The sequence below is a fragment of the Paenibacillus sp. CAU 1782 genome (assembly GCF_054551715.1).
On record NZ_JBTOLL010000016.1, the window covers coordinates 93,494 to 116,585 of the forward strand.

19 protein-coding genes are annotated in these 23,092 nt (G+C 52.6%); 15 read left to right on the plus strand and 4 right to left on the minus strand.

Annotated elements, in window-relative coordinates; all coding sequences use genetic code 11:
• Window positions 1-148: 148 nt before the first annotated feature.
• A complete protein-coding gene (locus ACX93W_RS22460) occupies window positions 149-961 on the plus strand; it encodes an undecaprenyl-diphosphate phosphatase (RefSeq protein ID WP_459394613.1) in 813 nt (270 codons plus the stop codon).
• Window positions 962-1,166: 205 nt separating this feature from the next.
• Here ACX93W_RS22460 and ACX93W_RS22465 read toward each other — a convergent pair whose 3' ends face one another.
• Entirely contained in the window at window positions 1,167-2,906 is a 1,740-nt protein-coding gene (locus ACX93W_RS22465) for a cellulase family glycosylhydrolase (RefSeq protein ID WP_459394614.1), read from the minus strand.
• Between the two features lie 201 nt (window positions 2,907-3,107).
• Between ACX93W_RS22465 and ACX93W_RS22470 the strand changes: the two genes are divergently transcribed.
• Window positions 3,108-4,328: a multidrug effflux MFS transporter gene (locus ACX93W_RS22470; protein WP_459394615.1), complete on the plus strand. Its 1,221-nt coding sequence runs from the start codon at window positions 3,108-3,110 to the stop codon at window positions 4,326-4,328.
• 162 nt (window positions 4,329-4,490) lie between these two features.
• Here the strand turns inward: ACX93W_RS22470 and ACX93W_RS22475 are convergent, their stop codons facing one another.
• Both ACX93W_RS22475 and ACX93W_RS22480 read right to left on the minus strand, forming a co-directional pair.
• The gene (locus tag ACX93W_RS22475) at window positions 4,491-5,180 is read right to left on the minus strand and encodes a class I SAM-dependent methyltransferase (protein ID WP_459394616.1); all 690 of its coding nucleotides are present in this window, start codon (window positions 5,178-5,180) and stop codon (window positions 4,491-4,493) included.
• 176 nt (window positions 5,181-5,356) lie between these two features.
• The gene (locus tag ACX93W_RS22480) at window positions 5,357-5,776 is read right to left on the minus strand and encodes a DUF7832 domain-containing protein (protein ID WP_459394617.1); all 420 of its coding nucleotides are present in this window, start codon (window positions 5,774-5,776) and stop codon (window positions 5,357-5,359) included.
• Between the two features lie 160 nt (window positions 5,777-5,936).
• On the opposite strand from ACX93W_RS22480, the gene ACX93W_RS22485 reads away from it, so the two are divergent.
• From ACX93W_RS22485 to ACX93W_RS22515, 7 genes are all read left to right on the plus strand, one after another.
• Window positions 5,937-6,254, plus strand: a complete 318-nt coding sequence (locus ACX93W_RS22485; protein ID WP_459394618.1) for a Dabb family protein — start codon at window positions 5,937-5,939, stop codon at window positions 6,252-6,254.
• 92 nt (window positions 6,255-6,346) lie between these two features.
• Window positions 6,347-7,015, plus strand: a complete 669-nt coding sequence (locus tag ACX93W_RS22490; protein ID WP_459394619.1) for a bifunctional 2-keto-4-hydroxyglutarate aldolase/2-keto-3-deoxy-6-phosphogluconate aldolase — start codon at window positions 6,347-6,349, stop codon at window positions 7,013-7,015.
• A gap of 209 nt (window positions 7,016-7,224) precedes the next feature.
• Window positions 7,225-8,610, plus strand: a complete 1,386-nt coding sequence (gene fumC, locus ACX93W_RS22495; protein WP_459394620.1) for a class II fumarate hydratase — start codon at window positions 7,225-7,227, stop codon at window positions 8,608-8,610.
• 103 nt (window positions 8,611-8,713) lie between these two features.
• Window positions 8,714-10,285 carry a helix-turn-helix domain-containing protein gene (locus ACX93W_RS22500; RefSeq protein WP_459394621.1) on the plus strand — a complete coding sequence of 524 codons (1,572 nt, stop codon included), beginning with the start codon at window positions 8,714-8,716 and terminating at the stop codon, window positions 10,283-10,285.
• A 111-nt stretch (window positions 10,286-10,396) separates the two neighbouring features.
• Window positions 10,397-11,443 (plus strand): ABC transporter substrate-binding protein, encoded by a 1,047-nt coding sequence (locus tag ACX93W_RS22505; RefSeq protein ID WP_459394622.1) that lies wholly within the window; start codon window positions 10,397-10,399, stop codon window positions 11,441-11,443.
• Between the two features lie 97 nt (window positions 11,444-11,540).
• Window positions 11,541-12,833 carry an arsenic transporter gene (locus ACX93W_RS22510; RefSeq protein WP_459394623.1) on the plus strand — a complete coding sequence of 431 codons (1,293 nt, stop codon included), beginning with the start codon at window positions 11,541-11,543 and terminating at the stop codon, window positions 12,831-12,833.
• A 56-nt stretch (window positions 12,834-12,889) separates the two neighbouring features.
• Entirely contained in the window at window positions 12,890-13,429 is a 540-nt protein-coding gene (locus tag ACX93W_RS22515) for a GNAT family N-acetyltransferase (RefSeq protein ID WP_459394624.1), read from the plus strand.
• Between the two features lie 38 nt (window positions 13,430-13,467).
• Here the strand turns inward: ACX93W_RS22515 and ACX93W_RS22520 are convergent, their stop codons facing one another.
• Entirely contained in the window at window positions 13,468-14,037 is a 570-nt protein-coding gene (locus tag ACX93W_RS22520) for a guanylate kinase (RefSeq protein ID WP_459394625.1), read from the minus strand.
• A 173-nt stretch (window positions 14,038-14,210) separates the two neighbouring features.
• Between ACX93W_RS22520 and ACX93W_RS22525 the strand changes: the two genes are divergently transcribed.
• The 6 genes from ACX93W_RS22525 (at window position 14,211) to ACX93W_RS22550 (ending at window position 22,865) form a co-directional block, all read left to right on the plus strand.
• A complete protein-coding gene (locus tag ACX93W_RS22525) occupies window positions 14,211-16,214 on the plus strand; it encodes an ABC-F family ATP-binding cassette domain-containing protein (protein WP_459394626.1) in 2,004 nt (667 codons plus the stop codon).
• Between the two features lie 89 nt (window positions 16,215-16,303).
• Complete coding sequence (locus tag ACX93W_RS22530; protein ID WP_459394627.1) at window positions 16,304-16,942, plus strand: fumarylacetoacetate hydrolase family protein; 639 nt, start codon at window positions 16,304-16,306, stop codon at window positions 16,940-16,942.
• Window positions 16,943-17,105: 163 nt separating this feature from the next.
• A complete protein-coding gene (locus ACX93W_RS22535) occupies window positions 17,106-17,810 on the plus strand; it encodes a response regulator transcription factor (RefSeq protein WP_459394633.1) in 705 nt (234 codons plus the stop codon).
• Window positions 17,807-19,321 carry a sensor histidine kinase gene (locus tag ACX93W_RS22540; protein ID WP_459394628.1) on the plus strand — a complete coding sequence of 505 codons (1,515 nt, stop codon included), beginning with the start codon at window positions 17,807-17,809 and terminating at the stop codon, window positions 19,319-19,321. Before ACX93W_RS22535 ends, ACX93W_RS22540 begins: the two co-directional genes overlap by 4 nt.
• A 98-nt stretch (window positions 19,322-19,419) precedes the next feature.
• Complete coding sequence (locus tag ACX93W_RS22545; protein WP_459394629.1) at window positions 19,420-20,106, plus strand: ABC transporter ATP-binding protein; 687 nt, start codon at window positions 19,420-19,422, stop codon at window positions 20,104-20,106.
• Window positions 20,103-22,865: an ABC transporter permease gene (locus tag ACX93W_RS22550; protein ID WP_459394630.1), complete on the plus strand. Its 2,763-nt coding sequence runs from the start codon at window positions 20,103-20,105 to the stop codon at window positions 22,863-22,865. The genes ACX93W_RS22545 and ACX93W_RS22550 overlap by 4 nt, the downstream gene beginning before the upstream one ends.
• Window positions 22,866-23,092: the final 227 nt, after the last annotated feature.

Genomic DNA, 23,092 nt, shown 5'->3' on the forward strand with positions numbered 1-23,092 from the left:
TGCAAATTTGTAAGGTAGCCGCAAGGGAAATCGATGGCGTCAAACTCTCCTTCGTCCTTAAACTGAAATTAAAAAACACGGCGAGAGAAGCTAAGGAGTACGGCTATCATAGAGTACCTGCAACCCCAACAATTACAGGAGTGGAAAAATGGAACAGTTTATATTGATTTTAAAGTATTTGCTATTGGGTATTATTCAAGGCGTCACGGAACCGATTCCTGTTTCGTCAAGCGGCCATTTGATTATTGCGCAGCAACTGATGGGAATGGAGCATAGGGGATTGGCGTTTGAGGTGTTTTTGAATACGGCCTCGCTCCTAGCGATTTTGTTCATTTACAGGGAAATGCTGCTGAAGCTTGCAGTTAACGGCTGGAAGTTTATCGCAACGCGCAAAAGTGAATACAAGTCGGACTTTATGTTCATTGTCTACATAATCATTGGTACGATTCCGGCGGGCGTCATCGGCGTATTGTTCAAAGACCAGATTGAAGACGTCTTTTCATCGGCCAAAATGGTCGGGCTTACGCTCTTGATTACCGGCGCGGCTCTCTGGTTGATTCGCAACCTCAGAGGGGTGAAGAGGGAAGGGGACTTGAAGCTGAAGGATGCCGTACTGGTTGGACTTGCCCAGGCAGTGGCGCTTATCCCGGGCATCAGCCGTTCCGGCGCAACCGTAATTGCTTCGATAGCGGTAGGCATGAAGCAGGAGACGGCTTTGCGCTTCTCCTTTATGCTGTACATTCCGATCAGCCTTGGCGGGCTGCTGGTTGGCGTTCCTGATATAGCCTCCGATCCCGAAATGACCGCGTTGTGGCTGCCCTATGCAATTGCGTTTATCGCAACGCTGATTTTGACCTATTTGTCCATGAAATGGCTGATGAACATTATGGCAAAAGGGAATTTGGGTTATTTCGCTTATTATTGCTTTGCCGCAGGGATTTTGCTGCTGGTGCTGTTGTAAGCGGCGAGCGGCCTGGCCCTTTTCTGCAACATATTAAAGAGATAAACCCCTCCAAACTCTTGTCTTTTAAGAGTGTGGAGGGGTTTTGGCGTACAGCGCATAATTTATCGTACAGCACTTCAAATAGCATAAGAACAGCGCTTTCATCAATACTTAACTCAAGTGGCGCAACTTCCTCTCATGTCTTGGATGGCGGAATGGCGTGTCAAGGAGTGCCGCTTACGCTTCCCCCGCTTTTGTTCAACGTATATTGCAGCACTTCTCCGCTCCAGAAATGGAATTTCAAAATGACGGTGCCGTCATGCACCTCATTAAAAAAGTCCTGCTTCAGAAGGATTTGATTGCTGCTGTAAACCGGCTCAAACGTTCTTGCAAATTCCTTATAGGCTGTCCAGTTTTGCGGCCCGGCATTGCCTCCGTAGGAGTAGTTGGCCTCCATAGTAGCCAGCTGGTCGCCATTAAAGGTTGTTGGTATGGCAAAACTGCCCGTGCTGCCCCAAGCGGAGGACAAGGACGGCGTATTGTACAAAATGACGTTAAAGGTCCAGTCCGCCCCTTTGCTGAAGCTGGCTTTAATTGCCGTTTTGCCCCCAAGCGCGGCGGTGGAGGTCAAGCTGCTCAGCAATCCGGCTTTAAGCGTCAGCGTTCCGGAACTGAAGGTGTAGTCGGTGCCTGCATTGAGATTGACGCCTCCAATGGAGAGATTCAGCAGAGCATTGCCCGGTTCATTGAGCTCCAGAGCGATATGTCTGTCCGTGACGGGCTGCCCCTGCTTGACAAAAACCAGATCGGTGGCGGCTGTTGCCGAACGCCCGCTCCAGCTGGCTTCCATCATGTCAAACAGCTGCTGGTCCTTCCACTGGTAAGTCGTCCGGTTAAAATGCTGACCGTTATCCCAGAGCATGTGGGTAAGCCCCTTGAGCTGGGCGTAATAGATCATGTATTCAAAAAACTTTAGTTTTTCGCCTTGCTGTATCGTCCCGGTGTGCTGGTCAAAGCCCAGCAGTCCGAATTCCCCGATCACGACGGGAATGCCCCGAGCGGTAAACGTATTGTGAATACGGTCGAAGGAAGAGACGATATCATTGCGGGTTGTTGCGTCAAATGTGGTAAATCCGGCAATATTGACGCTGAACGGCCAAAAGCCGTAATAGTGTATGGTTGCAATCAGATTGGGGTCGTTAAGCCCGATGATGGATGTGTATAGCGCATCAAGATGATGCTGCTCGGAAGAGGTGTGCATGGTGGGCAGGACAAGCGGTCTTGTTGCATTGTTTCCGCCGGATGCACGGACAATATCGTAGAAGGATTCGTTGAGCGTATTCAGCATTTCCTGTTCGCCCGCTATGCCGGGACTGCTGAACTGCGGTTCGTTCAGACTTTCGAACATCAGCTTATTGGAGTGGTTCTTGAAGCGGTCGGCCAGCTGTTCCCAAATGGCGTTGAAACGCTCCAGCACTTGTGTTCTCTGATACCCCATGTTGTTTGTCCATCTCCAGGAGTCGTGGTGAATGTTGAGCATGACATACAGATCTTCGTCGAGAGCCCAATCGACAACTTCCTGGATGCGGTTCAGATATGCTGGGGTAATGGTGTGACTTGGCCCTGCGCCAAGCTTGTGCTCCCAGGTGACAGGGATGCGGATGCTTTTAAAGCCTTGAGCCGCAATTTGTTCAATTTGCTGTTTGGTGACAATGGGGTTGCCCCATGCCGTTTCGTTTTCGGCGGAAGGATTGGACGTGCCTCCCAGGCCAACGGAATCAAAGCTGTTGCCCAAATTCCAGCCGGGCTGCATATCGTCCACATACGCCTGCAGACTGCTGCTTGCTGTCTGAACGGCAATTCCATTGTTCCCCAGAGGGGCGGCGGAGCTCCAACCGGATGCCAAGAGCGCTCCAATCAGCATGAGTACAACAACATACATTCGTTTTCCTTTCAGCTTCATCACTTTAACCTCCTTATGGAATAGGTGTAAAAATAATGAAAGCGCTGTACAAACCAATAATACCATAAAATGACAAGACGAGCTATCCCAATTTGAATCATTCTAAATAGTTTAGTTATGAAACAATTTGCCGAAATCAGAAAACGGGTTTACAATTAAGCTTATATTTTGTAAGCAACTACTAGAAAGGGAGTTATCATCATGAATTCGGCATCTGTTTCCCAATTAGCGCCATCGCGCTCGCGCCGGCTGTTTCTGGCCGCTGTACTGGGCTCGCTTGCGGCGATTGGACCGCTGAGCATCGATATGTATTTGCCTGCGCTGCCTGCGCTTGCAGAGGAGCTGCAAACCTCCGCAAGCCTGACGCAGCTTAGCTTGACCGCGTTTCTGATCGGCATTGCGCTCGGCCAATTAATAGTTGGCCCTATAAGCGATGTGCGCGGCAGGCGATATCCGCTGCTTATTGGCGTTGTCGCTTATACGCTGGTTTCTTTTCTGTGCGTTATCGCCCCTAATATTTGGACTTTTGTGCTGCTCAGGCTTGCACAGGGCCTAGCTGGCGCGGCGGCTATAGTGGTCGCCAGGGCTAGCGTCAGGGATTTGTATTCCGGCGTGGAACTAACCCGTTTTTTTGCGCTGCTGATGCTGGTTAACGGCGCAGCGCCGATTTTTGCGCCAATCATCGGCGCGGAGATTTTGACCGTGACTTCATGGCGGGGCGTATTTGCGGTATTGGGTTTTTCGGGTCTCCTTATGCTTGCCGCGGTGCTGCTGGGATTGAAGGAAACATTGCCGCTTGAACGCCGTTCAAAGGGCGGTATGGGCAATATGTTATTGAGCTACAAAAAGCTACTGGGCAATCGTACATTTATCGGCTATGCGCTCACGCAGGGCTTTATGATGGCGGCGATGTTTGCGTATATATCGGGCTCCACGTTTGTTCTTCAGCAATTGTTTGGCGTGTCGCCGCGCATGTTTAGCCTGATTTTTGGTCTGAACGGCCTCGGCCTTATTATCGCGACCCAGGTAGCGGGAAGATTGGCCGGCCGAATTGAAGCCCGGCGCATGCTCGGCTTTGGTCTTGTGATGGCTGTTGCAGGCGCTTTGCTGTTGTTGGTTTCCGCTTGGCTGAAGCTTGGTTTGGTTTTTGTCATTCCCGCCTTTTTCCTGGTGGTTTCCAGTATTGGCGTTATCTCCACAACGACGACATCGCTGTCGCTGCAGGATCAAGGCAAGTCGGCGGGAAGCGCTTCGGCATTGCTTGGCATGCTGTCGTTTATTTTTGGCGGGGTGGCGGCTCCGTTAGTTGGATTGGGCGGTGAAACGACGGCTATGCCGCTGGCGATCGTTATTTTGGTTATGGTTGCATTGGCTGTAGTCAGCTTTGTCGTTCTGACGGGCGAGCGCAAAAAAGCGGCCTGACGGTTTGAGAGTCGACTTCTGCATATGCGAAGAGGCAGATGGCTCTTAATCGGCCAATTGCCCATACAAAAAAAGCAGGCGGTCCCTCAGAAGGGCGCCTGCTTTTTGCGTGGAACGAGTGATGGGGGCGGCAGCCCCAAAGCAGCTGCCGGTTAGACCGCTTTATTGAACCGGGTTGGCATAAGCGACGTAAACGGTAAATTCATTGCTTTTGAACACACAATCGCATTCGCTGAATCCGGCTTCGTCCAGCCACCTAAGCTGATCTCTCAAACCAGCGTTTATGTCTTGCGCGCGACGCTGAAGGGATGCTTCCAGCGCTGATTCCGGCAAGCCGCTTTGGCGTACGGACTCAATCCATGACCGTCGGAAGATTTGGTCCCAGTTATCCGAAGGCGCTGCCGATTGATCGGCATTGATAAACACGCCGTCAGGAACAAGCCAGTCCCGGATTTTTGCAAACAACGCTTGCTTCTGCTCATGCGTCAGATGATGGATGGAGAGAGCGGATACGACGGCATCGAAGGGCTCGGCAAACTCGTATTGCGTATAGTCTGCCGCGATGCAGGTGATTCGGTCGTCATCCTGAAAGCGGGCTTTTGCTTTCTGCAGCATTTCTTGACTGAAATCGATCAGCGTCAGCGAAGCACCGGGATATTTGTTCAGCAGCATGGCGGACAACAGGCCTGTGCCGGCTCCCAGGTCCAGAATGCGCGGCTTCTCTTTTTTAATCTCCGTCCAGCCAACCGCTGCTCCGTAAAACTCGTCAAAGCAGGGAATCAGCCCACGACGTTCTCGATCATAATTTTCTGCGGCTTTATCGAATTGCGTTTTTACTCCATGGTCGGACATCCATAACCGCCTCCTTGTTTAAGTTAACTAAAGAATAGAGGAGATTGAGTCTAGATTGAAATATATAAAAACAATATATTTTATAGTTATAAACTATAATCGAAAAATAGAGCTTCTCCCCGTGACGCCAATGAACGTCAGCAGGGCAGCTCTTTAGACAAGCTCTCGCGCCGTTGTTAGTTGTCCGCATTTTTCCAATCTTCATAGATGTCGTCCAATTGTTCCCGTATCATCTCGTAATGCTCCCAGGTATCGGCGACGTGATAGAGGGATTCGGCATCTTCGTGATTCACATAATAGGAATAATCCAGCAAATAACTATCGTAGTGCCGATCGGCAAAAGCAATACCGGTTTCGTTCAGCATGTCGGCTGCCAAAACGCCCGCTGCCTTCTTGTAAAGCTGCGGCCCCGTGAGCGCCCTGGCCTTGAACTCCGCGATGGATTCTTCAAGGTTTGTAGCAAAGGACTCGCTGTACATGTCGCGGTCTACCAGCCAGCCTAGAAAAAATCCGGTATGCACATAGGCTTGAAATTCGTCCAGTTCCCGAGGGAAGTCCCCGTCATAATGATATTTGGCTTTATCGTATACAGTCATAAATGTCTCCTTTTTTAACTTTTGAGGGTCCTATTTATTTTAATTCCAGTCGCTGGATAAAAGAAGTAATAATATGGTAAAAGATGCCTTTGTGGTCGCATTGCGTTTCATCTTATGTTATGTTGAAGAAAGCAGTACAGAACAATAGAGGAGTGAACCCATGAGCAGCGTGAACGAGGAAAATTGGATTCTTCATTCGGTTATTTTCAGCTTGAAGCATGAGAAAGGATCGGAAGCGGAGCAGCGTTTTCTGGCGGACGGCGAAGCGATCCTGACATCCATTCCGGTGGTGAAAGCGTTTAAAGTGTACAAGCAGGTCAGCGCAAAAAACGATTACGACTATGGCTTTTCGATGGAATTCGCCAATCAGGACGAATATGATGCATACAACGCCCATCCGCTGCATGAGCAGTTTGTGAGCGAGCGTTGGCTGACTGAAGTGGATAAGTTTCTTGAAATCGATTACCAGCTTCGCTAAGTGATTGCCGGAATCCCCAAAAGCGACTATAATGGCAAGAGAATAACATACATTTTCAAACCTAAACGCACCAAAAGGGGAGATGGACGCACATGAAAAAACTAAAGATTTTGCAAAGGATGACCGAAGCCGGAGTAGTGGCGGTCCTGCGGGCGGATTCGCCGGAAGAAGTAGCGGAAATGGCTAGACGAGCCATCAAGGGCGGCATTAAAGCCATCGAAATTACAATGACTGTGCCGTTTGCTTTGAAGGCGATTGAGCAGCTGTCCAGGGAATATTCCAGCGATGCTTCGCCGGATAGCGACAACTACGCGATTATCGGGGTAGGAACGGTTCTTGACCCTGAAACCGCTCGCGCGGCCATTCTGGCCGGAGCGGAATATGTCGTTGCTCCTTCCTTGAATCCGGATACGGTCAAGCTGTGCAACCGTTATGCGATTCCGGTGCTGCCGGGCACGATGACAATTCAGGAAATTCAAACCGCGCTGGAGCTTGGGGCAGACATCGTCAAGCTGTTCCCGGGCAATCTGTATTCGCCAAGCGTTATTCCGTCCATTAAAGGTCCGCTTCCTCAAGCGAACATTATGCCGACGGGCGGAGTTTCTCTGGACAATTTGAAGGATTGGATCAAAGCCGGAGCGGTAGCGGTAGGCATTGGCTCCGACCTGACCAAAGACGCAGTCAAAACTGGAGATTTCTCTCTAATTGAGAAAAAAGCGGCCGCGTACATGGCTGCATATCGAGAAGCCAAAGGCGTGTAATTACGTCTGTATCCTAACGGCGCCCCCAAGCGGAGGGCGTCTTTTGCTTGAAGCAGAAGACCAATTGCACTTTGATGAAAGCGTTGCGCAAAGTCTTGATTCCTGATCCGTTTTCCGTTATAAAGGATAGGGAGAAGGGTTGTTTTTTGGCTTGGACTAATAGAGGTTGCTTACAAAGCGTAAATTTGAAAAAAGGAGTCGTTGCGGCAATGGAATATCGGATCGAGAAGGATACGATGGGTGAAATCAAGGTTCCGGCGGACAAGCTATGGGGCGCGCAAACGCAGCGCAGCCTGCAAAACTTCAAAATCGGCGGCGAACGCATGCCTATCGAAGTCGTTTACGGAATGGCCATTATCAAAAAGGCCTCCGCGCTTGCCAACAGCAGGCTGGGCGTGCTTGACGGAGATAAAGCAGCTGTTATTGCCGAAGCGGTCGACGAGATTTTGAGCGGCAAGTGGGATGAGCATTTTCCGCTTGTTGTTTGGCAGACAGGCAGCGGCACGCAAACCAACATGAACGTAAACGAAGTGGTGGCAAACCGCGCCAACCAGCTGCTTACAGAACGCGGCAGCGCCGTGCGCATTCATCCCAATGACGATGTCAATCGCTCGCAAAGCTCCAACGATACCTTTCCTGCAGCCATGCACATCGCGGGCGTAATCGCCGTCGAGGACCGGTTGATTCCGGCTCTGGACGTATTGAACCGCACCTTGCATGAAAAAGCGGAAAAATTCAACGACCTGGTCAAAATCGGACGTACACACCTGCAGGATGCCACTCCCATTACGCTGGGACAGGAAATCAGCGGCTGGTACGCGATGCTGGACAAAACGCGCGCTATGCTGATTCAAAGCGTGGATACGATGCGCGAGCTGGCGTTAGGCGGCACAGCCGTGGGCACGGGCCTGAACGCCCATCCCGATTATGCGGTAGCGGTAGCGGAGGAAGTAACGGCGCTTACGGGCAAAACCTTCGTAACGGCGGCTAACAAATTCCATTCCTTGACCAGCCATGATCAAATCGTCTATACGCATGGCGCAATCAAAGCTCTGTCGGCGGATCTGATGAAAATCGCCAACGATGTTCGCTGGCTGGCGAGCGGTCCGCGCTGCGGCATTGGCGAAATTGTTATTCCGGAGAACGAGCCGGGCAGCTCCATTATGCCGGGCAAGGTTAATCCGACGCAAAGCGAAGCGCTGACCATGGCGGTATGTCAGGTCATCGGCAACGACACGGCAATCGGGATTGCGGCGAGCCAGGGCAATTTTGAGCTGAACGTATTTAAGCCGGTTATTATGTACAACTTCCTGCAATCGCTGGCGCTGATGGCGGACGCCATGATTTCGTTCAACGACAATTGCGCCGTCGGCATTGAGCCGAACGAAGCGGCGATCAAGCGCAATCTGGACCAGTCTCTCATGCTGGTAACGGCCTTGAATCCGCATATCGGCTACGAAAATGCAGCAGCCATCGCCAAAAATGCCCATAAACAAGGTTTGACGCTTAAGGAATCCGCCGTTGCAAGCGGCCTCCTGACCGCCGAGCAATTCGACGAATACGTTAAGCCCGAAAATATGATCGGCAAACGATAAAAAGCAGCAGAATAGAGATAGCAACCGCATTTGAAGTACGCAATTGCGGCAAGTTTACGCAAAGCACCCCCTGTCACTATGGACAGGGGGTGCTGTCGGGTTGATGGAGGGATACAGAGCCGTGTCAGACTATACGTTTTATTTGCCAGTTGCGGTTCACCAACTAACAGGAGACAACCTGTCATTGATGGCAGAATACGAATGGGGCAGCAATCAGGTCATCATAATCGTAACGGATGGCTGGAGCCGAATTTTGTTGGGTGGAACAGAGCAGAAGCTTGTCAGAAGCAGCGTGTTATGCTGTGACAGATACCAGCATCTTCGTTGGCTTGAGGCAAAATCGTTTAGAGCTATTGCAATTGAATATCTGGCAATGAGGCTTGATGGGAGGCCGCCTTCTCCGGCGGCAATGCCGTTTCTGCCGCTGGCGGGTTCGCAGGAAATGATGATGCTTGGCCAGCAGTTGGAGACGGCATGGAAAGAGCGGATGGGCAAACCTCTGAATCCACAGCGTCTGTTATTGGAGCTGCTGACCAGGCTGCATGAGGAGTGCCAAGCTGGAGGCACGCCGAATGTCGTGCCCTGGCTGTCTCGCGTGCTGGATCTATTGCATCGGCGCTGCTTCGAGGAATGGACACGCGAAAGTTTGGCAGACTATGTCGGCGTCAGCCCCGAGCATTTCTCAAGAGTATTCCGGAAGGAAACAGGCAGCACCTTTACGCTTTATCATAACTTGCTCCGCATTAGGGAGGCACAGCTGAGGCTGATGATGGGACAAGCTCATAATCTGCATGAGCTTGCCCGCCAGGTCGGCTACAAGGACAGTTATTATTTCAGCAAAAAGTTCAAAAGCATCATCGGTTTGGCTCCGTCACTTTATATGCGCAAACCTCGTCGTATTGTTTCTTCCAACTATAATTATACGGAAATGCTGATGGAGCTTGGTGTCGCTCCAGTGCTTGGTGCATATGCATCGTGGTCGCGTCACCGGAAGTCGGCAGGCGAAAATGAAGAATGGGAGCTGAATTGGTCGGCGGGACGCGGTACTTATGAGCAGCTTGAGCAATGCAAGCCTGATGTCATACTCGGCTATGAGCTGTTGGCAGAGGATAAACGTCTATACCGCTATGGAGCTGTTGCGGCTATACCATTGCTGACTTTATCCTGGCGCGAGCAGTTTCGCATCATTGCAGATATAGCGGACTGCAGGGAGCGGGCGGAAGAGCGGCTAAACCATTACGACCAGAAAGCAGCCGAAGCAAACGATAAATTGGACAACCAAGGCATCGCCAGAGGGACGGCGACAGTGTGGGAAATTTATTCCGACGTTGCCTATGTATTTGATGAAAGCTATGGACGCGGCGCACAGGTTTTGTATGGCGATTTGGGATTTCAAAAGCCGGCGGAGCTAATCCAACAAGGTTTAGAGAAAAAGGGTTTTTTGGGCTTTCCGATTTCCGCTGTGGCTGATTTCGACTGCGATTATCTATTTATCGTCGCTATGAAGGATTCCATGGATGCAAGACAGCTGTTCCGTTCACCTGCCTGGGGCCGACTGCAGGCGGCTCTTCGGGGAAGGGTGTACATCATTAACGATTTTGAACGATTTTACGGGTATGATCCTGGATCGACAGAGCTTCAACTGCAACATTTGCTTGATTGCCTTATATCATAAATGGACATTCCTGCTAGTCACAGAATGACATTCCCCTGAGCCTAATTAAGCAGTAAAGTAATGTGGTGATAATGATTATCATTACAATAGGCATGAGAGGGGAAACGGATTATGAAAATGGAACAACCAAAATGGAGGATAACGGCGTTGCTGCTAGCGCTGCTGCTGGTAGCCGTTTTAGTTGCAGCCTGCGGCAAAGCCGATCAGAATAAAGACACGGAGGGTTCAGCAGTAGAGACAACCGCTTCATCAGGTACGGAGCAATCAGCAGCAGAAGTTAAAGGAAATACAGAAGAGGCAGCGCAAGGAGAAGCGGCAGAGGCATCTGGCACCAAAATCGTTTCGACCGCATTTGGCGATATTGAAGTGCCAATAGCCGCAAAACGAATCGTAGCCGACGATTATTTGGGCACTCTTATTGCGCTGGATGCTATTCCGGTTGGGACGCCGGGCCTTCATCTCAAAAACCCCTATTACATAGAGGCGCTTAAGGGAGTGGAGGATACTGGCGATTACGGCAATGCTTCATCTGAAAAAATGATCGCTTTGCAGCCCGATTTGATTATTACGGCTACCAGCGATGATGCCCGTTTCGAACAAATGAACAAAATTGCTCCAACGATTTCCATTCCATACGGCGAGCTGAAAAATGCGCATGAGGAGCTTGCCTATTTTGGAGAGCTGCTGGGACTGAAGGAGAAGGCCGACGAATGGCTGAGCGATTATGATAAACGGATTGCCGCAGCCAAAGCTAGAGTAGATGCGGCAATTCCAGCCGATGCTTCCTTTACAATCTTCGAGCGGTCGGACAAGGCGACTTGGGTATATGGGGACAATTTTGGGCGCGGCGGCCAGCCGATCTATCAGGCATTGGGACGCGCTCCAAAAGCAGAGGTTGCCGACGAAATCATGGAGAAGCAATGGAAGGAATTATCGATGGAGATTTTGCCGGAATATGCAGGCGACTACCTTGTTGTGACGGTTAGCTCAACCAGCGAATGGAACCTTCAGAAATTTAAAGAAGATCCGATTTGGGGCTCTCTTGAGGCCGTTAAGCAGGACCGAATCTATATCTGGCCGGAGGAGAGAAGCTGGTATTACGACCCTATCGCCGTGCTTGCCCAGACAGAGGAGCTTGCGAACTGGCTTGCTCCTTGAGCTTGATGCATTGCACTAAAAAATAAACATTTACAAAACTCCGGGCTGCTGCGAAAATGATGGATGGAATAATAACCTGCAGCCGGGAGAGGGCATCATGATCTACGTCGCAAGCCTTTTATTTTTGATTACCATTATTTTTGTGATCTGGCAGCCCAAAGGTCTCGGCATCGGCTGGACAGCGGCCGGAGGCGGCCTTTTGGCGCTTGCGTTTCAGGTGGTTTCCCTACAGGACGTCTGGACGGTAACCGGCATTGTATGGAACGCCACGCTTGTTTTTATCGCCGTCGTTTTGATCTCGCTCATATTGGACGATATCGGATTTTTCGAATGGGCTGCCCTGCACATGGCGAAAATGGCCGGAGGCAGCGGCAAGCTGATGTTTCTGTATATGATCGTGCTGGGAGCTGCCGTTTCCGCCTTTTTCACCAATGACGGGGGAGCGTTGATTCTGACGCCAATCGTGCTGGCGATGGTCAGGGCGCTGAGGTTTCCTCAAGCCATGATTTTGCCGTTTATTATGGCATCCGGATTTATCGCGGATTCCACCTCGCTGCCGCTGGTGGTAAGCAATCTGGTCAATATCGTTTCGGCGGATTATTTTGGCATCAATTTTATTCAATACGCCAGCAGAATGCTGGTTGTTGGTTTTGTTTCTTTGGGCGGGAGCCTGCTGTTTCTGTATCTGCTGTTTCGAAAAGAAATCCCCCTCCGATACGAGCTGAACATGGTGGGCAACCCCGCTGACGCCATCAAGGACAAAAGGTTGTTCAAGCTTTCGTGGGTCGTGCTTGGGGTATTGCTGGCAGCTTATCTGGTCAGCGGCTTTATTCATATTCCCGTATCGCTGGTCGCGGGCGCCATCGCTTTGGCTTTCCTGCTGCTGGCGCGTTCCAGCGGGAAGGTCGATACCGTGAAGCTGGTGAAGGGCGCTCCCTGGTCCATTGTTGTTTTTTCCATCGGGATGTACGTTGTGGTTTATGGTCTAAGAAATGCGGGGTTGACGGATGCGCTTGGGACGCTGATCGGAAGAATGGCGGAGCAAGGACTGTTCGCCGCAACAATCGGCATGGGTTTTCTGGCGGCGCTGCTGTCCTCTCTGATGAACAATTTGCCTACGGTTATGATTAACGCGCTTGCCATTGACGGCATCGGGGCGGAAGGGGTTATGAAGGAAGCGCTCATCTACGCCAATGTGATCGGCAGCGACCTCGGTCCCAAAATAACGCCAATCGGCTCGCTGGCAACGCTGCTGTGGCTTCATGTCCTGTCGCGCAAAGGCGTCAGGATCAGCTGGGGCTACTACTTCCGCATCGGCATCTTGCTGACTGTACCTACCTTGCTGGTTACTCTTATTGGGCTGTACGTGTGGCTGATGATTATAACATAAAGGATTGCCGGTATTGTGCCATAGCTTTACAAAAGTTGAAGGATGAGGTGAATGTGATGAAGAAACATGGACGTATACAGTTAAAGCCGCTGGAAATGGACGATGCTTCGGCGTTGCTCCAATTGAGGCTGGAAAATGAAGCGTACTTAAAACCGTTTGAACCCGTAAGGGATCAACGGTTTTTGTCGCTGGAGGGCCAGATGGAGCATATTGCCGCCGGTCTGGAGTCGATGAGGCTGGGGCAGAGTCTGCCAATGGGGATCAGGCATACGGAGACGGGGGCGTTGATTGGCAGAATCGAATTATCCGGCATTGCCCGCGGACCGTTCCAGAACGCATATCTGGGCTACTTCATTAACCATGAACACAGCGGGAAGGGATTAATGACCGAAGCGGTGTACCGCTGCATAGAAATTGCATTCCGGGAATTGGGGCTGCACCGCATACAGGCGGCGGTTATGCCGGTTAACAAAGCTTCTTCCGCCGTTTTGGAGAAATGCGGCTTCAGGCAAGAAGGACTTGCCCGCCGCTATTTGCATATTAACGGAAAATGGGAGGATCATTTCCTCTATGCCGTCACTAATGATGACAATTAAGGCTGGAAGCCGCCGGCCTCTTTGCCGGGGAGGAAGTTTTATTTTCCCGAAATAGCTCCTTCAACAATTCGTCTGATTTGCGCAACCGTGCCTTCTATTTCTACGTTTTCAATGACATGTTCGCAGCTTTTTCGGTAGGTGACTTCATCGCCGTAGTGGCTCAGGTAGCTGTCGATTACGCCATAGGACATGCCTTTGCTCTCCAGTCTCTCCTGCACCGTTTTTTTATCCACATACAGAAAAATCCGTATGACTCTATCCCCGTATTTTTTCACGATGGCATCGCTGCCCTCGCGGTTCAAAATCAGGTATACGTGATTGCCGGCGTCCAGCGCGGTTTCCAGATAGCGCCTTCCGATCCCGTAATAATGGCGGTCGATGACGACATGTTCGGCAAGATAATCATTCATCAGCATAAGCTGGAATTGCTGTGGGCTGACGTAGCGGTAATCGCTGTCGGGATGTTCGCTGCTTCTCGGCGGCCTGTCGGTGCAGGAGGGAACATGGAGTATGCCGTCTCTGCCCTTAAGCGCTCTGTGGGCGGTTGTTTTGCGCCCGGAGCCTGCGGTGCCGGTGAAAATGAAGATATAGGGATGTTTTGTTGTCATGCCAGTCACTCTCCTTCCTTATTATTTATATCGTCCGAATGCCCCGATTCCGTTAAAGAGGTTGTTCAAAAGGGAACACTGTAACGGGAAAATAGAGGAGGAGTGCTTGGCGCGGCCTTTTTGTGATATGATTACCAGTGACATTACATTATTTATAAAGTGGGTTTTCATGCATGCATCTACTATCGATTGAGCATATATCAAAAAGCTACGGCGAAAAAATATTGTTCCGCGACGTCGCGTTTGGCGTTGAAGAAGGGGACAAAATCGGCATCATCGGCGTAAACGGCACCGGCAAATCGACGTTTCTGAAGGTTATTGCTGGCGCGGAGCCGCCGGACTCCGGCAACATTTCTGTCGCGGGGGGCGCCGTTATCCGGATGTTGTCCCAGGACCCCGTTTTTGCGCCGGGGGAAACAGCTCTTCAGCATGTGCTGGGGGGAGATTCCCGGGAGCTGAAGGCGGTTCAGGCTTATGCGGCGGCGCTTGAGGCGCTGGAGCTGAATCCGGGCAGCGAGGAGCTGCAGCGGAGCTTGATCTCCGCTAATGTCAAGATGGACGAGCTTGATGCGTGGGGCCTTGAGAACGAAGCCAAAACCGCTTTAAGCAAGCTTGGCATTCATGGTCATCATGACCTGGTCGAGACGATGTCCGGCGGACAACGCAAGCGGGTTGCGATGGCTGCGGCGCTGCTGCTCCCGTCCGACGTTCTGATTCTGGACGAGCCTACCAACCACATCGACAATGAATCCGTTGCCTGGCTGGAAGGCATGCTGCAGAAGCGCCGCGGCGCGCTTCTGATGATCACGCATGATCGTTATTTCTTGGACCGCGTCAGCAATCGGGTCATCGAGCTTGATCGGGGAGAAGCCCATTTCTATCAGGCCAACTATAGCCGCTTTCTGGAGCTGAAGCTGGAGCGGGAAGAGCGGGAGGCGGCCTCCGAGGCCAAACGCCAAAATTTGCTCCGCAATGAGCTTGCCTGGATCAGACGGGGAGCGAAAGCCCGTACGACCAAGCAAAAAGCGAGAATCGACCGCTTCGAGGCGCTGAAGGAAGCCGGTCCCAAAGGAGCAAACGGAAAGCTGGAGCTGTCCGTGGCCTCCTCGCGTCTGGGCCGGAAAATTGTGGAGGCCGAAGCGGTAAGCAAAAGCATGGGCGGTCGTCAGCTGATCCAGGATTTCAGCTATATTGCCGTGCCGGAGGATCGGGTCGGCATTGTTGGCCGAAACGGAATGGGCAAGTCCACGCTGCTCAAGCTGCTGGCCGGGCGGCTTGAACCGGATAGCGGGACAGTGGAACTTGGGTTAACCGTAAGGCTGGGCTGGTTCTCTCAGGAGCGCGAGGAGATGGATGAAAGCCAGCGGGTGATCGAATACATCCGCGAAGGGGCGGAGCAGGTGAAGACCGGTGACGGCACCACCATTTCCGCTGGACAGATGCTGGAGCGGTTTCTCTTCTCGCCTTCTATGCAGTGGACGCCGATCGGCAAGTTGTCCGGCGGGGAGAAGCGTCGCCTGCAGCTGCTGAGGGTCTTGATGGATGCACCCAATGTTCTGATGCTGGACGAGCCTACCAACGACTTGGATATCGCAACGTTGACCGTTTTGGAGGATTATCTGGACGATTTTCCGGGCGTTGTATTCGTAGTGTCCCATGATCGTTATTTTCTGGATCGTACGGTGGATAAAATTATTGCGTTTGAAAGCGGCGGCGTGATTACCCAGAATACCGGCAACTATAGCGAATACCAGGAGCAGGCAGCCAAGCGCGGTCCATCGGATTCCGGCGAAGGCCGCCCGGCAGCGGGGATGTCGGTCCAGCCTTCAAAGGCCGGCGGAGCATCTGCGGGGACGTCATCCTCCGGCGCCTCTAAAGCCTCGGGCGATGACGTTGCGCCGGATGGCGAACGCTCCAGAGGCGGCAAGGAACGCGTGCTCAAGATGTCGTACAAGGATCAAAAGGATTTTGAGTCGATCGATGGATGGATTGAGAATACCGAAGAGGAATTGGCCGCGGTCGCGCGCAAGATGGAGGAAAACGGTAGTGATTCCGCGGCGCTGCAGGAGCTTGCTGAAGAGCAGCAGCGGCTGGAGGAAAAGCTGGAGTCGCTGATGGAGCGCTGGACAGAACTGAATATGCTGGCTGAAGAAATCGAGGCAAGGCGCAAGGGATAAGAAAATCGCATTTTTGAGGCCTTTGCAGGATAAGCAACTGCGTTTATCAGATGTTTTTATCGCTGTAGCGATGGGAGAGGAGCGACAGTATGAAGCTTAACGACGAGAGAATCGGCAACATTTATTGCATAGGACGCAATTACAGGCTGCATGCGCTGGAATTGGGGAACGAGGTGCCGGATGAGCCGATGGTATTCACGAAGCCGACTCATTCCGCCGCAACGATGGATGGCGGAGTCATTCAGCTTCCCGGTCAATCCGGCGAGGTTCATTTTGAGCTGGAAGTTGTGCTTCGAATGGGCGAGGCATGCGGGAGCGGCATTCCGTTGGAACAATGCATCAACGGCATGACGCTGGGACTCGATCTGACGCTGAGGGATGTTCAATCCAAGCAGAAGGCCAAAGGGCATCCATGGCTTCCGGCCAAAGGCTTTAAAGGCTCCGCCCCGCTTGGTCAGTGGATTCCGTATCCCGGGCTGGAGTCGCTGCAAGGACATCATTTTACGCTGCTGCGAAATGACGAGGTGGCGCAGCGCGGCTGCCCGGCCGACATGTTATTTGGCGTGCCGGAGCTATTATCGTACATTGACGGCAATTATGGACTTGGTCCCGGCGATATCATTTTTACAGGGACGCCAGCGGGCGTTGCCGCGCTGAAGGACGGCGACCGGCTTGAGGCATTTTGGGGACAGGACAGGCTGGGGCACTGCTCGGTTCAGCTTGGCTAGGTTAAGCCTTGCTTAACCCCCCTGTCTAAAGCAAACCCCCTCTATATTGTTTTGCATACCGGGGGATGACCGGCCCGCAGGAGATAGGAGCTCCCTGCGGGCTTTTTTGGCTACCATTAACGTTCTGGAGAAATGCAGGGAAGGGAGATGGCGATCATTGAAGGTGGTATGGATTGAGGACGAAAGCGCGCTGCTGAAGGAATGCTCTCACTATTTGGCCAAGGAGGGCATAGAGGTTTACGGAACGGCGGACTCCGGAGAGGCGGAGTCGCTTATCGAGACTCATCGTCCGGAGCTTCTGCTGGTCGACTGGATGCTGCCCGGCGGGGAGAGCGGCCTGGACTTTTGCAAGAGAAACGAGCGGAGCTGGAGGCTGCCGCTCATTATGGTAACGGCTAAAGGCGATGAATTCGACAAGGTGCTGGCCCTGGAGCTTGGAGCGGACGATTATTTGACCAAGCCTTTTGGGCTGCGGGAGCTGAGCGCGCGAATCAAGGCGGTTCTGCGGCGTTCCGGCAAGGCCCTTCTGAATGATGGGGTGAAAAAGGAATCAAACGTGCTGCACAGGGGCCCTGTTGCACTGGATAATAGCCGATTTACGGCCGAAATGGACGGGAGGAGACTGGAGCTGACCAAAACAGAGTTTTTGCTGCTTTGGAAGCTGGCTTGCCATCCCGGCAGAGTATTCACCCGGGCCAATCTGATGGACGAAGCGTTAGGCGACGACTATTTGGGCTATGAGCGCACAGTGGATTCCCATATTCGCAACCTTCGCAAAAAGCTTGGAGACGGGGACTCGGAGCATCAGGTGATCGAGACGGTTTATGGCATTGGCTACCGCTTTGCGGAGGAGCGGGATAAGGCATGAGGGCTGGCGCGTCGCAAAGGACGGGCGGCCGTTACCGTCTCGTGCTTGGAACGGCATGCCTGGCGGCTGCGCTGCTAACGGGCTTGCTGCTGCGGCCTTTGCTTGGCGATTGGCAGCAGAACGAATGGCAGAAGCTGGAGCTGTATTGGAATGGCTATGTCCAGATGTATATGGACCTGAACGGCAGCTTGGACGGATTGTCCCAGCGGCTTGCCGGCCAAGGTTATTTGCATGCCTGGGATCGCGGCCTCTCGCTCCGCTGGATCGGCATGGATGGAACAGGAGAGGTTCTGCTGGGAGAAGCCGATGAATCTGCGGCGGGGCGGCAGCTTCCCGTGATGAGGGAACGCCAAATTATCGGGTACACGCAGGCGTCGCTTGCAGCGTCACCATGGGCTGACTATGTGCAATATGGCATACCTGGTGGTGTTGCGCTGCTGCTGTATGGCCTGGGGGAATGGATGCGGGTCATTGCAAACAGGGCGAGGTCAAAGGAACGCGCTGTTATAGCGAAGGAGCTTGGAGCCTACCTTCATGGCGCATCCCGCAAGCGGAGTTACGACACAGGGGGCAAGCCGTTGTCCGCGCCATCGCCCCATTCCAACGCAAGGAGCGGGGGCGGGAACATTGGCACAGCGGAAACGCCGGCCAGTTGGCCAGGGGATGGGGCTGACGCTTCGCCAAAGACGCCATCTGCCGGCCTTCATCGGAATAGCGGGGAAGTGAATTTTGTTTTTCCATGGAGAGATATGAAGGGGAATGCCGAGGAAGCATGGGCCGCCATTTTGATGGAAGTGGATCAAATCTTGCTGCGGATTGACCGATTGGAGACGGTGCGCAGAAGCATGGTTGCCGATATAGCCCACGAGCTGCGCACGCCTATTTCCATTATGAGGACAACGCTTGACCATGCCTTGCAAACGGGGGATTGTCTGGATACCGCCAAGGCGGCCGCGCTGCATGATGAGACGCTTCGATTGACCAGGCTTGTCCGTGAGCTGCAGGAGCTGTCTCTTGCGGAAAGCGGGCATTTGCCGCTGGACAAAACGTGGTTTGTGTTGTCCGAGGTCGTGGAGGAAGTGCTGGAGACGTTGTCCGTGGAGGGAGAAGAACGGGGGATCCGCTACAGCCTGGAGGCTGCCGGCGGCATTATGCTGTACGGGGATAAGTCGAGAATCAGGCAAATCGTTATCAACTTGGCCGGAAATGCGTTCCGTCATTCCGTAAGCAGGGTTGAGGCCCGTATTTTGACGGAAGGGAGCTTCGTTGTGCTGGAGATTGGCGATGACGGGCTTGGCATTGAGCAGGAGGAGCTGGAGTCCGTGTTCGAACGTTTCTACCGGTCGCCCTCCACGGATCCCCTGCAGCGGAAGGAGAGAAGCACGGGGCTTGGTCTCGGCTTGGCGATCGTACGCGAATTTTCGCGGGCGCATGGCGGCGAGGCGGAGGTGCGAAGCCAATATGGGCAAGGCGCGGTTTTTACCGTCAAAATACCGGTGATGGAAGAATAGTCCTCTGCACAAGTTCTGCATATTCCATCCATTAGGAGTGCAAAAAGTTCTGCTAATGTTAAGCCATTGGTCAATAAGCAGAACGAGGGGTGATGCAAGTGTTAATTAGAGTCGAGGGTTTGTCCAAGATATACGGCGCGGGCGAAGCGGCAACACATGCGCTCAGAGAGGTAAGCCTAGAAATTGACAGGGGAGAGATGATTTCGATAACCGGCCCGTCAGGCTGCGGAAAAACGACGCTGCTGCATGTGCTCGCCGGCATCGAATCAATCGATGCCGGTCAAGTGTGGATCGGCATCGCGCCGCTGCACGAATGGGATGACGAGCAGATTGCCAAGCTTCGTCTGGCGAAGATGGGGTTTGTGTTTCAGTCGTATCATTTGATTCCCGTTTTGACGGCATGGGAAAACGCGGCGCTTCCCCTTATCGCATCCGGCATGCCAAACGGCAAGGCTAAGAAACGCGCGTTGGAGGCGCTGGCCGAGGTTGGTCTTGGAGACAAGGCAGGCAAATATCCGTCTCAGCTGTCAGGCGGCCAGAATCAGCGGGTTGCCATTGCCCGGGCTATCGTAGGCAAACCCGAGATGATATGGGCGGACGAGCCTACGGGAGCGCTGGACACTCATACAGCCGACCAGATTATCGGTTTGCTGGAAATGCTGAACAAGCATCATGGCACAACCATCGTGATCGTTACCCATGATCCGGCAGTGGCAGCGAGGAGCACCCGAACGATCAGCATGAGGAACGGCCGCATTCTCCATGACGGAGGAAACAGATCATGATGGGGGCCGGCATCATATGGCGAATGGCGTGGAGCAATCTGCTCAAAAATTGGCGGCAGACTCTGCTCACCATTGGAGCCGGCGCAATCGGCGCTATACTGATTGCTGTTACCTTCGTCAACTATGAATCGCTGCAGCACAGCATTCAGAAGACTGTGGACCGGCAGCTGGGGCCGATAACCTGGATGCTGAAGCCAAAGGACAATAGCCTTCTCGGCTTCACCCAGGAGCAGGTCGATAGGTTGAGCGAGGCAGGGAAGCGTACAGGGGGCACCTACAAAATGCTTCCTTACGTATCCAGCGAAGTGACGCTGGTTATGGAAAATGCTGCAGGCGATACGGTGTCCGTTGTAAAATCCGCGTTAGCGATCAATTATCCGGGCGAAGCGGCGGCCGGATTTGACCCAAACAGGGCGGACCTGTGGAGAGAAGGCGTCACCGACGGCGAAGTAATTCTGGGCGAGGGAACGGCGATGCAGCTTGGCGCCGCTCCAGGCGATGTCATCAGCCTGGAGGCCGGAGAAACTGCGAGGCTGCTCCGGGTTAAGGACGTTGTGTTGGAGCAGGGACTTACCGGATTTGTCGAAGGCGGAGCTTATGGAGGAACGGTCATCGTTGCGGAAAGCCTGGTTCGCGAGCAGAGCGGCTTGCCGGAGGGGATCTATCCCGCCGTTTTGTCAGGAACGGATGATCCCGGTATTTCCGAAAACGCCATGTTTCTGATGGAGGGCGTGGAATATAGTGTCGATTACTTGAAAGTAGATTTGCGCAGCACGGGCCGGAAAATGAATTTTACCCTGATTATCGGGTTTATTAGCGCGGTAGCTATTCTATCCAGCATGTTGTTTATGAGGCAGGTGCTGGTTATGATTGCGGATTCGCGCCGCGAAATGTATGGCGTCCTGAAGGCGATCGGGCTGGCAGGAAGACAGATAGCCGGCATGTTTGCGATTGAGGCGATGCTGCTATCCTTCCTAAGCGCATTGGTTGGCTGTGCGGCAGGCATTGGCGCGGGTATGGCTTTTGTATCCCTGTTTTACGGCACATATCGCGATGAGCTGGCTCGGATGGCGGGCCAGGCGATAGTTATCGAGCCCCATATTTCATGGGTGGGAGCTTTGCTGTTATTTGTGCTTGTATTTGCTTTTCTTGGCGTAGTGTCGGCTTTATCCGCCCGCAAAGCAGGAAAGTTTAGCGCAGTGGAAGCGCTTAGGGGCGAAGGGAGCAATTCCGGTCCCCGCAAAAGAAAGTCAAAGCTCCTCCGCTGGCTACTTATTGGTCTGGGCTGCTACGCCGTTATTTTCCATTTTGGCTTAACGTTCCTTTATCCTCCAGACCTGAGCGATGAGGGGAATATGCTCTGGATTGTGATTACTTGGCTCGGGACTTGCTGCGCGATTTTGGCATCCGTTATTTACGGCATCGGCAAGCTGGAACGTCCCCTGATCGCGCTGTTGAAAAGGATCGGCATACCGTCTCTATCGCTGATGCTGGCCGTCAAATACCCTCGCAATGGGATAGGGCGCATTTATACGACGTCGCTTTTGTTCAGTCTTATTATGATGATCGTAACGATGACCGTAACCATTATGAGTCTGGTGTCCGCCATGCAATCGGTGAACCGCATTCCGCAAACCGTTCTTGGCAGCGGAGGTTATGCGGCCTATCAGAGCGCGGGGGAGCGGGATAAAATAATGACTGCAGCCCGGCAAGACTCCGTCATTGCGGGCCATGTCACCAGCATGTTGGCGGTTGAGCCCTATATGCTGGATATGGGACCGAATAAGGACGGTTTGGCGAAAGCGGTCATTCCGGTAACGAAGGAGCTGCTGGAAGGAGAGCTTCCAACATTGGTGGAACGGGCGCCGGAATACCAAAACGATCAGGAGGCATGGAAAAGCGTGCTGGACCATCCGGACTCCATTATTTTGCCCATATCATTTAAAAGTGAAGTAGAGGCATTGCCGGAGTGGAGTTCTTTGAAAGCGGGAGATGAAGTGATGCTTCCAATCTTCATCAGCAAGCTTCGAACGCTGAACGAACCGAAGGAGCAAGGCGCTGTTGCGGCGTTTCGCATCGCGGGGTTTATGCCGGAGGAGGCTCAGGAGCATCTGATCGATTTTTATAATTCGACGTTTATGCACGCTTCGGCAGTCGAGGAGCTTTCCGAATTAGGCTTCAAGTGGAGCAATCAAAATACGCAAGGTTTTGTGCTGTTCCGCTTTGATTATAAAGATGTGGGCTTATCGCAGGAGTTGGAACAAAGATTTGCCGTGGGAGGCGTATTGGGCTTTACCGTGCCGTATCTGGATAACGGAGCGGGAGAGTTTTTTACGAAACGGCTTGTTTACAGCTTTGTTGGTTTTGCAGCGTTTTCGGGGTTGATCAGCTTGATGGGGCTGGCGGTTGTGCAGTTTCGGTCCGTTAGAGAGAGAAGCAAACAAATCGCCATGATGAGATGTATCGGCGTTCCGGGCAAACAGCTTTATTGGATCTTTGTGCTGGAGGGACTTTTTATCAGCGGAGCCGGTTTGCTGACAGGCTGGGCGATTGGTTCTACAGGCTCGCAATTATTTATAGGCGCTGCCCAGCGCGATGTCCGGGACTATGAGCAAGCTCTTGTTATCCCGTATCCATACGAAATCGTGCTTCCGATATTGGGCGCTTTGCTTCTTCTGTCGCTTTTGCTCAATATGCTGCCGGCCAAAGCGGCGCTCCGCTTGAAAGCCGCCGATGCGCTTCGAATGAATCGGGATTGAAAAACGACCGCTCACGGGGCTGTCCAAAAAGTCAAACGCTCTAACGGACACGGAAGTCCGTTAGACGCGTAAAACGCAGATTTTGAAATGCTAACGGACATCCTTGTCTAAGCTTGCCCCACAAGAGTTCCAAGTTATGGATAAATGAAAAACAAGACTACTCAACGAAGAGGTAAGCCTTTATGATGGGAGAAAACCTATAGTGATGAGGCAGGGATAACCCATGA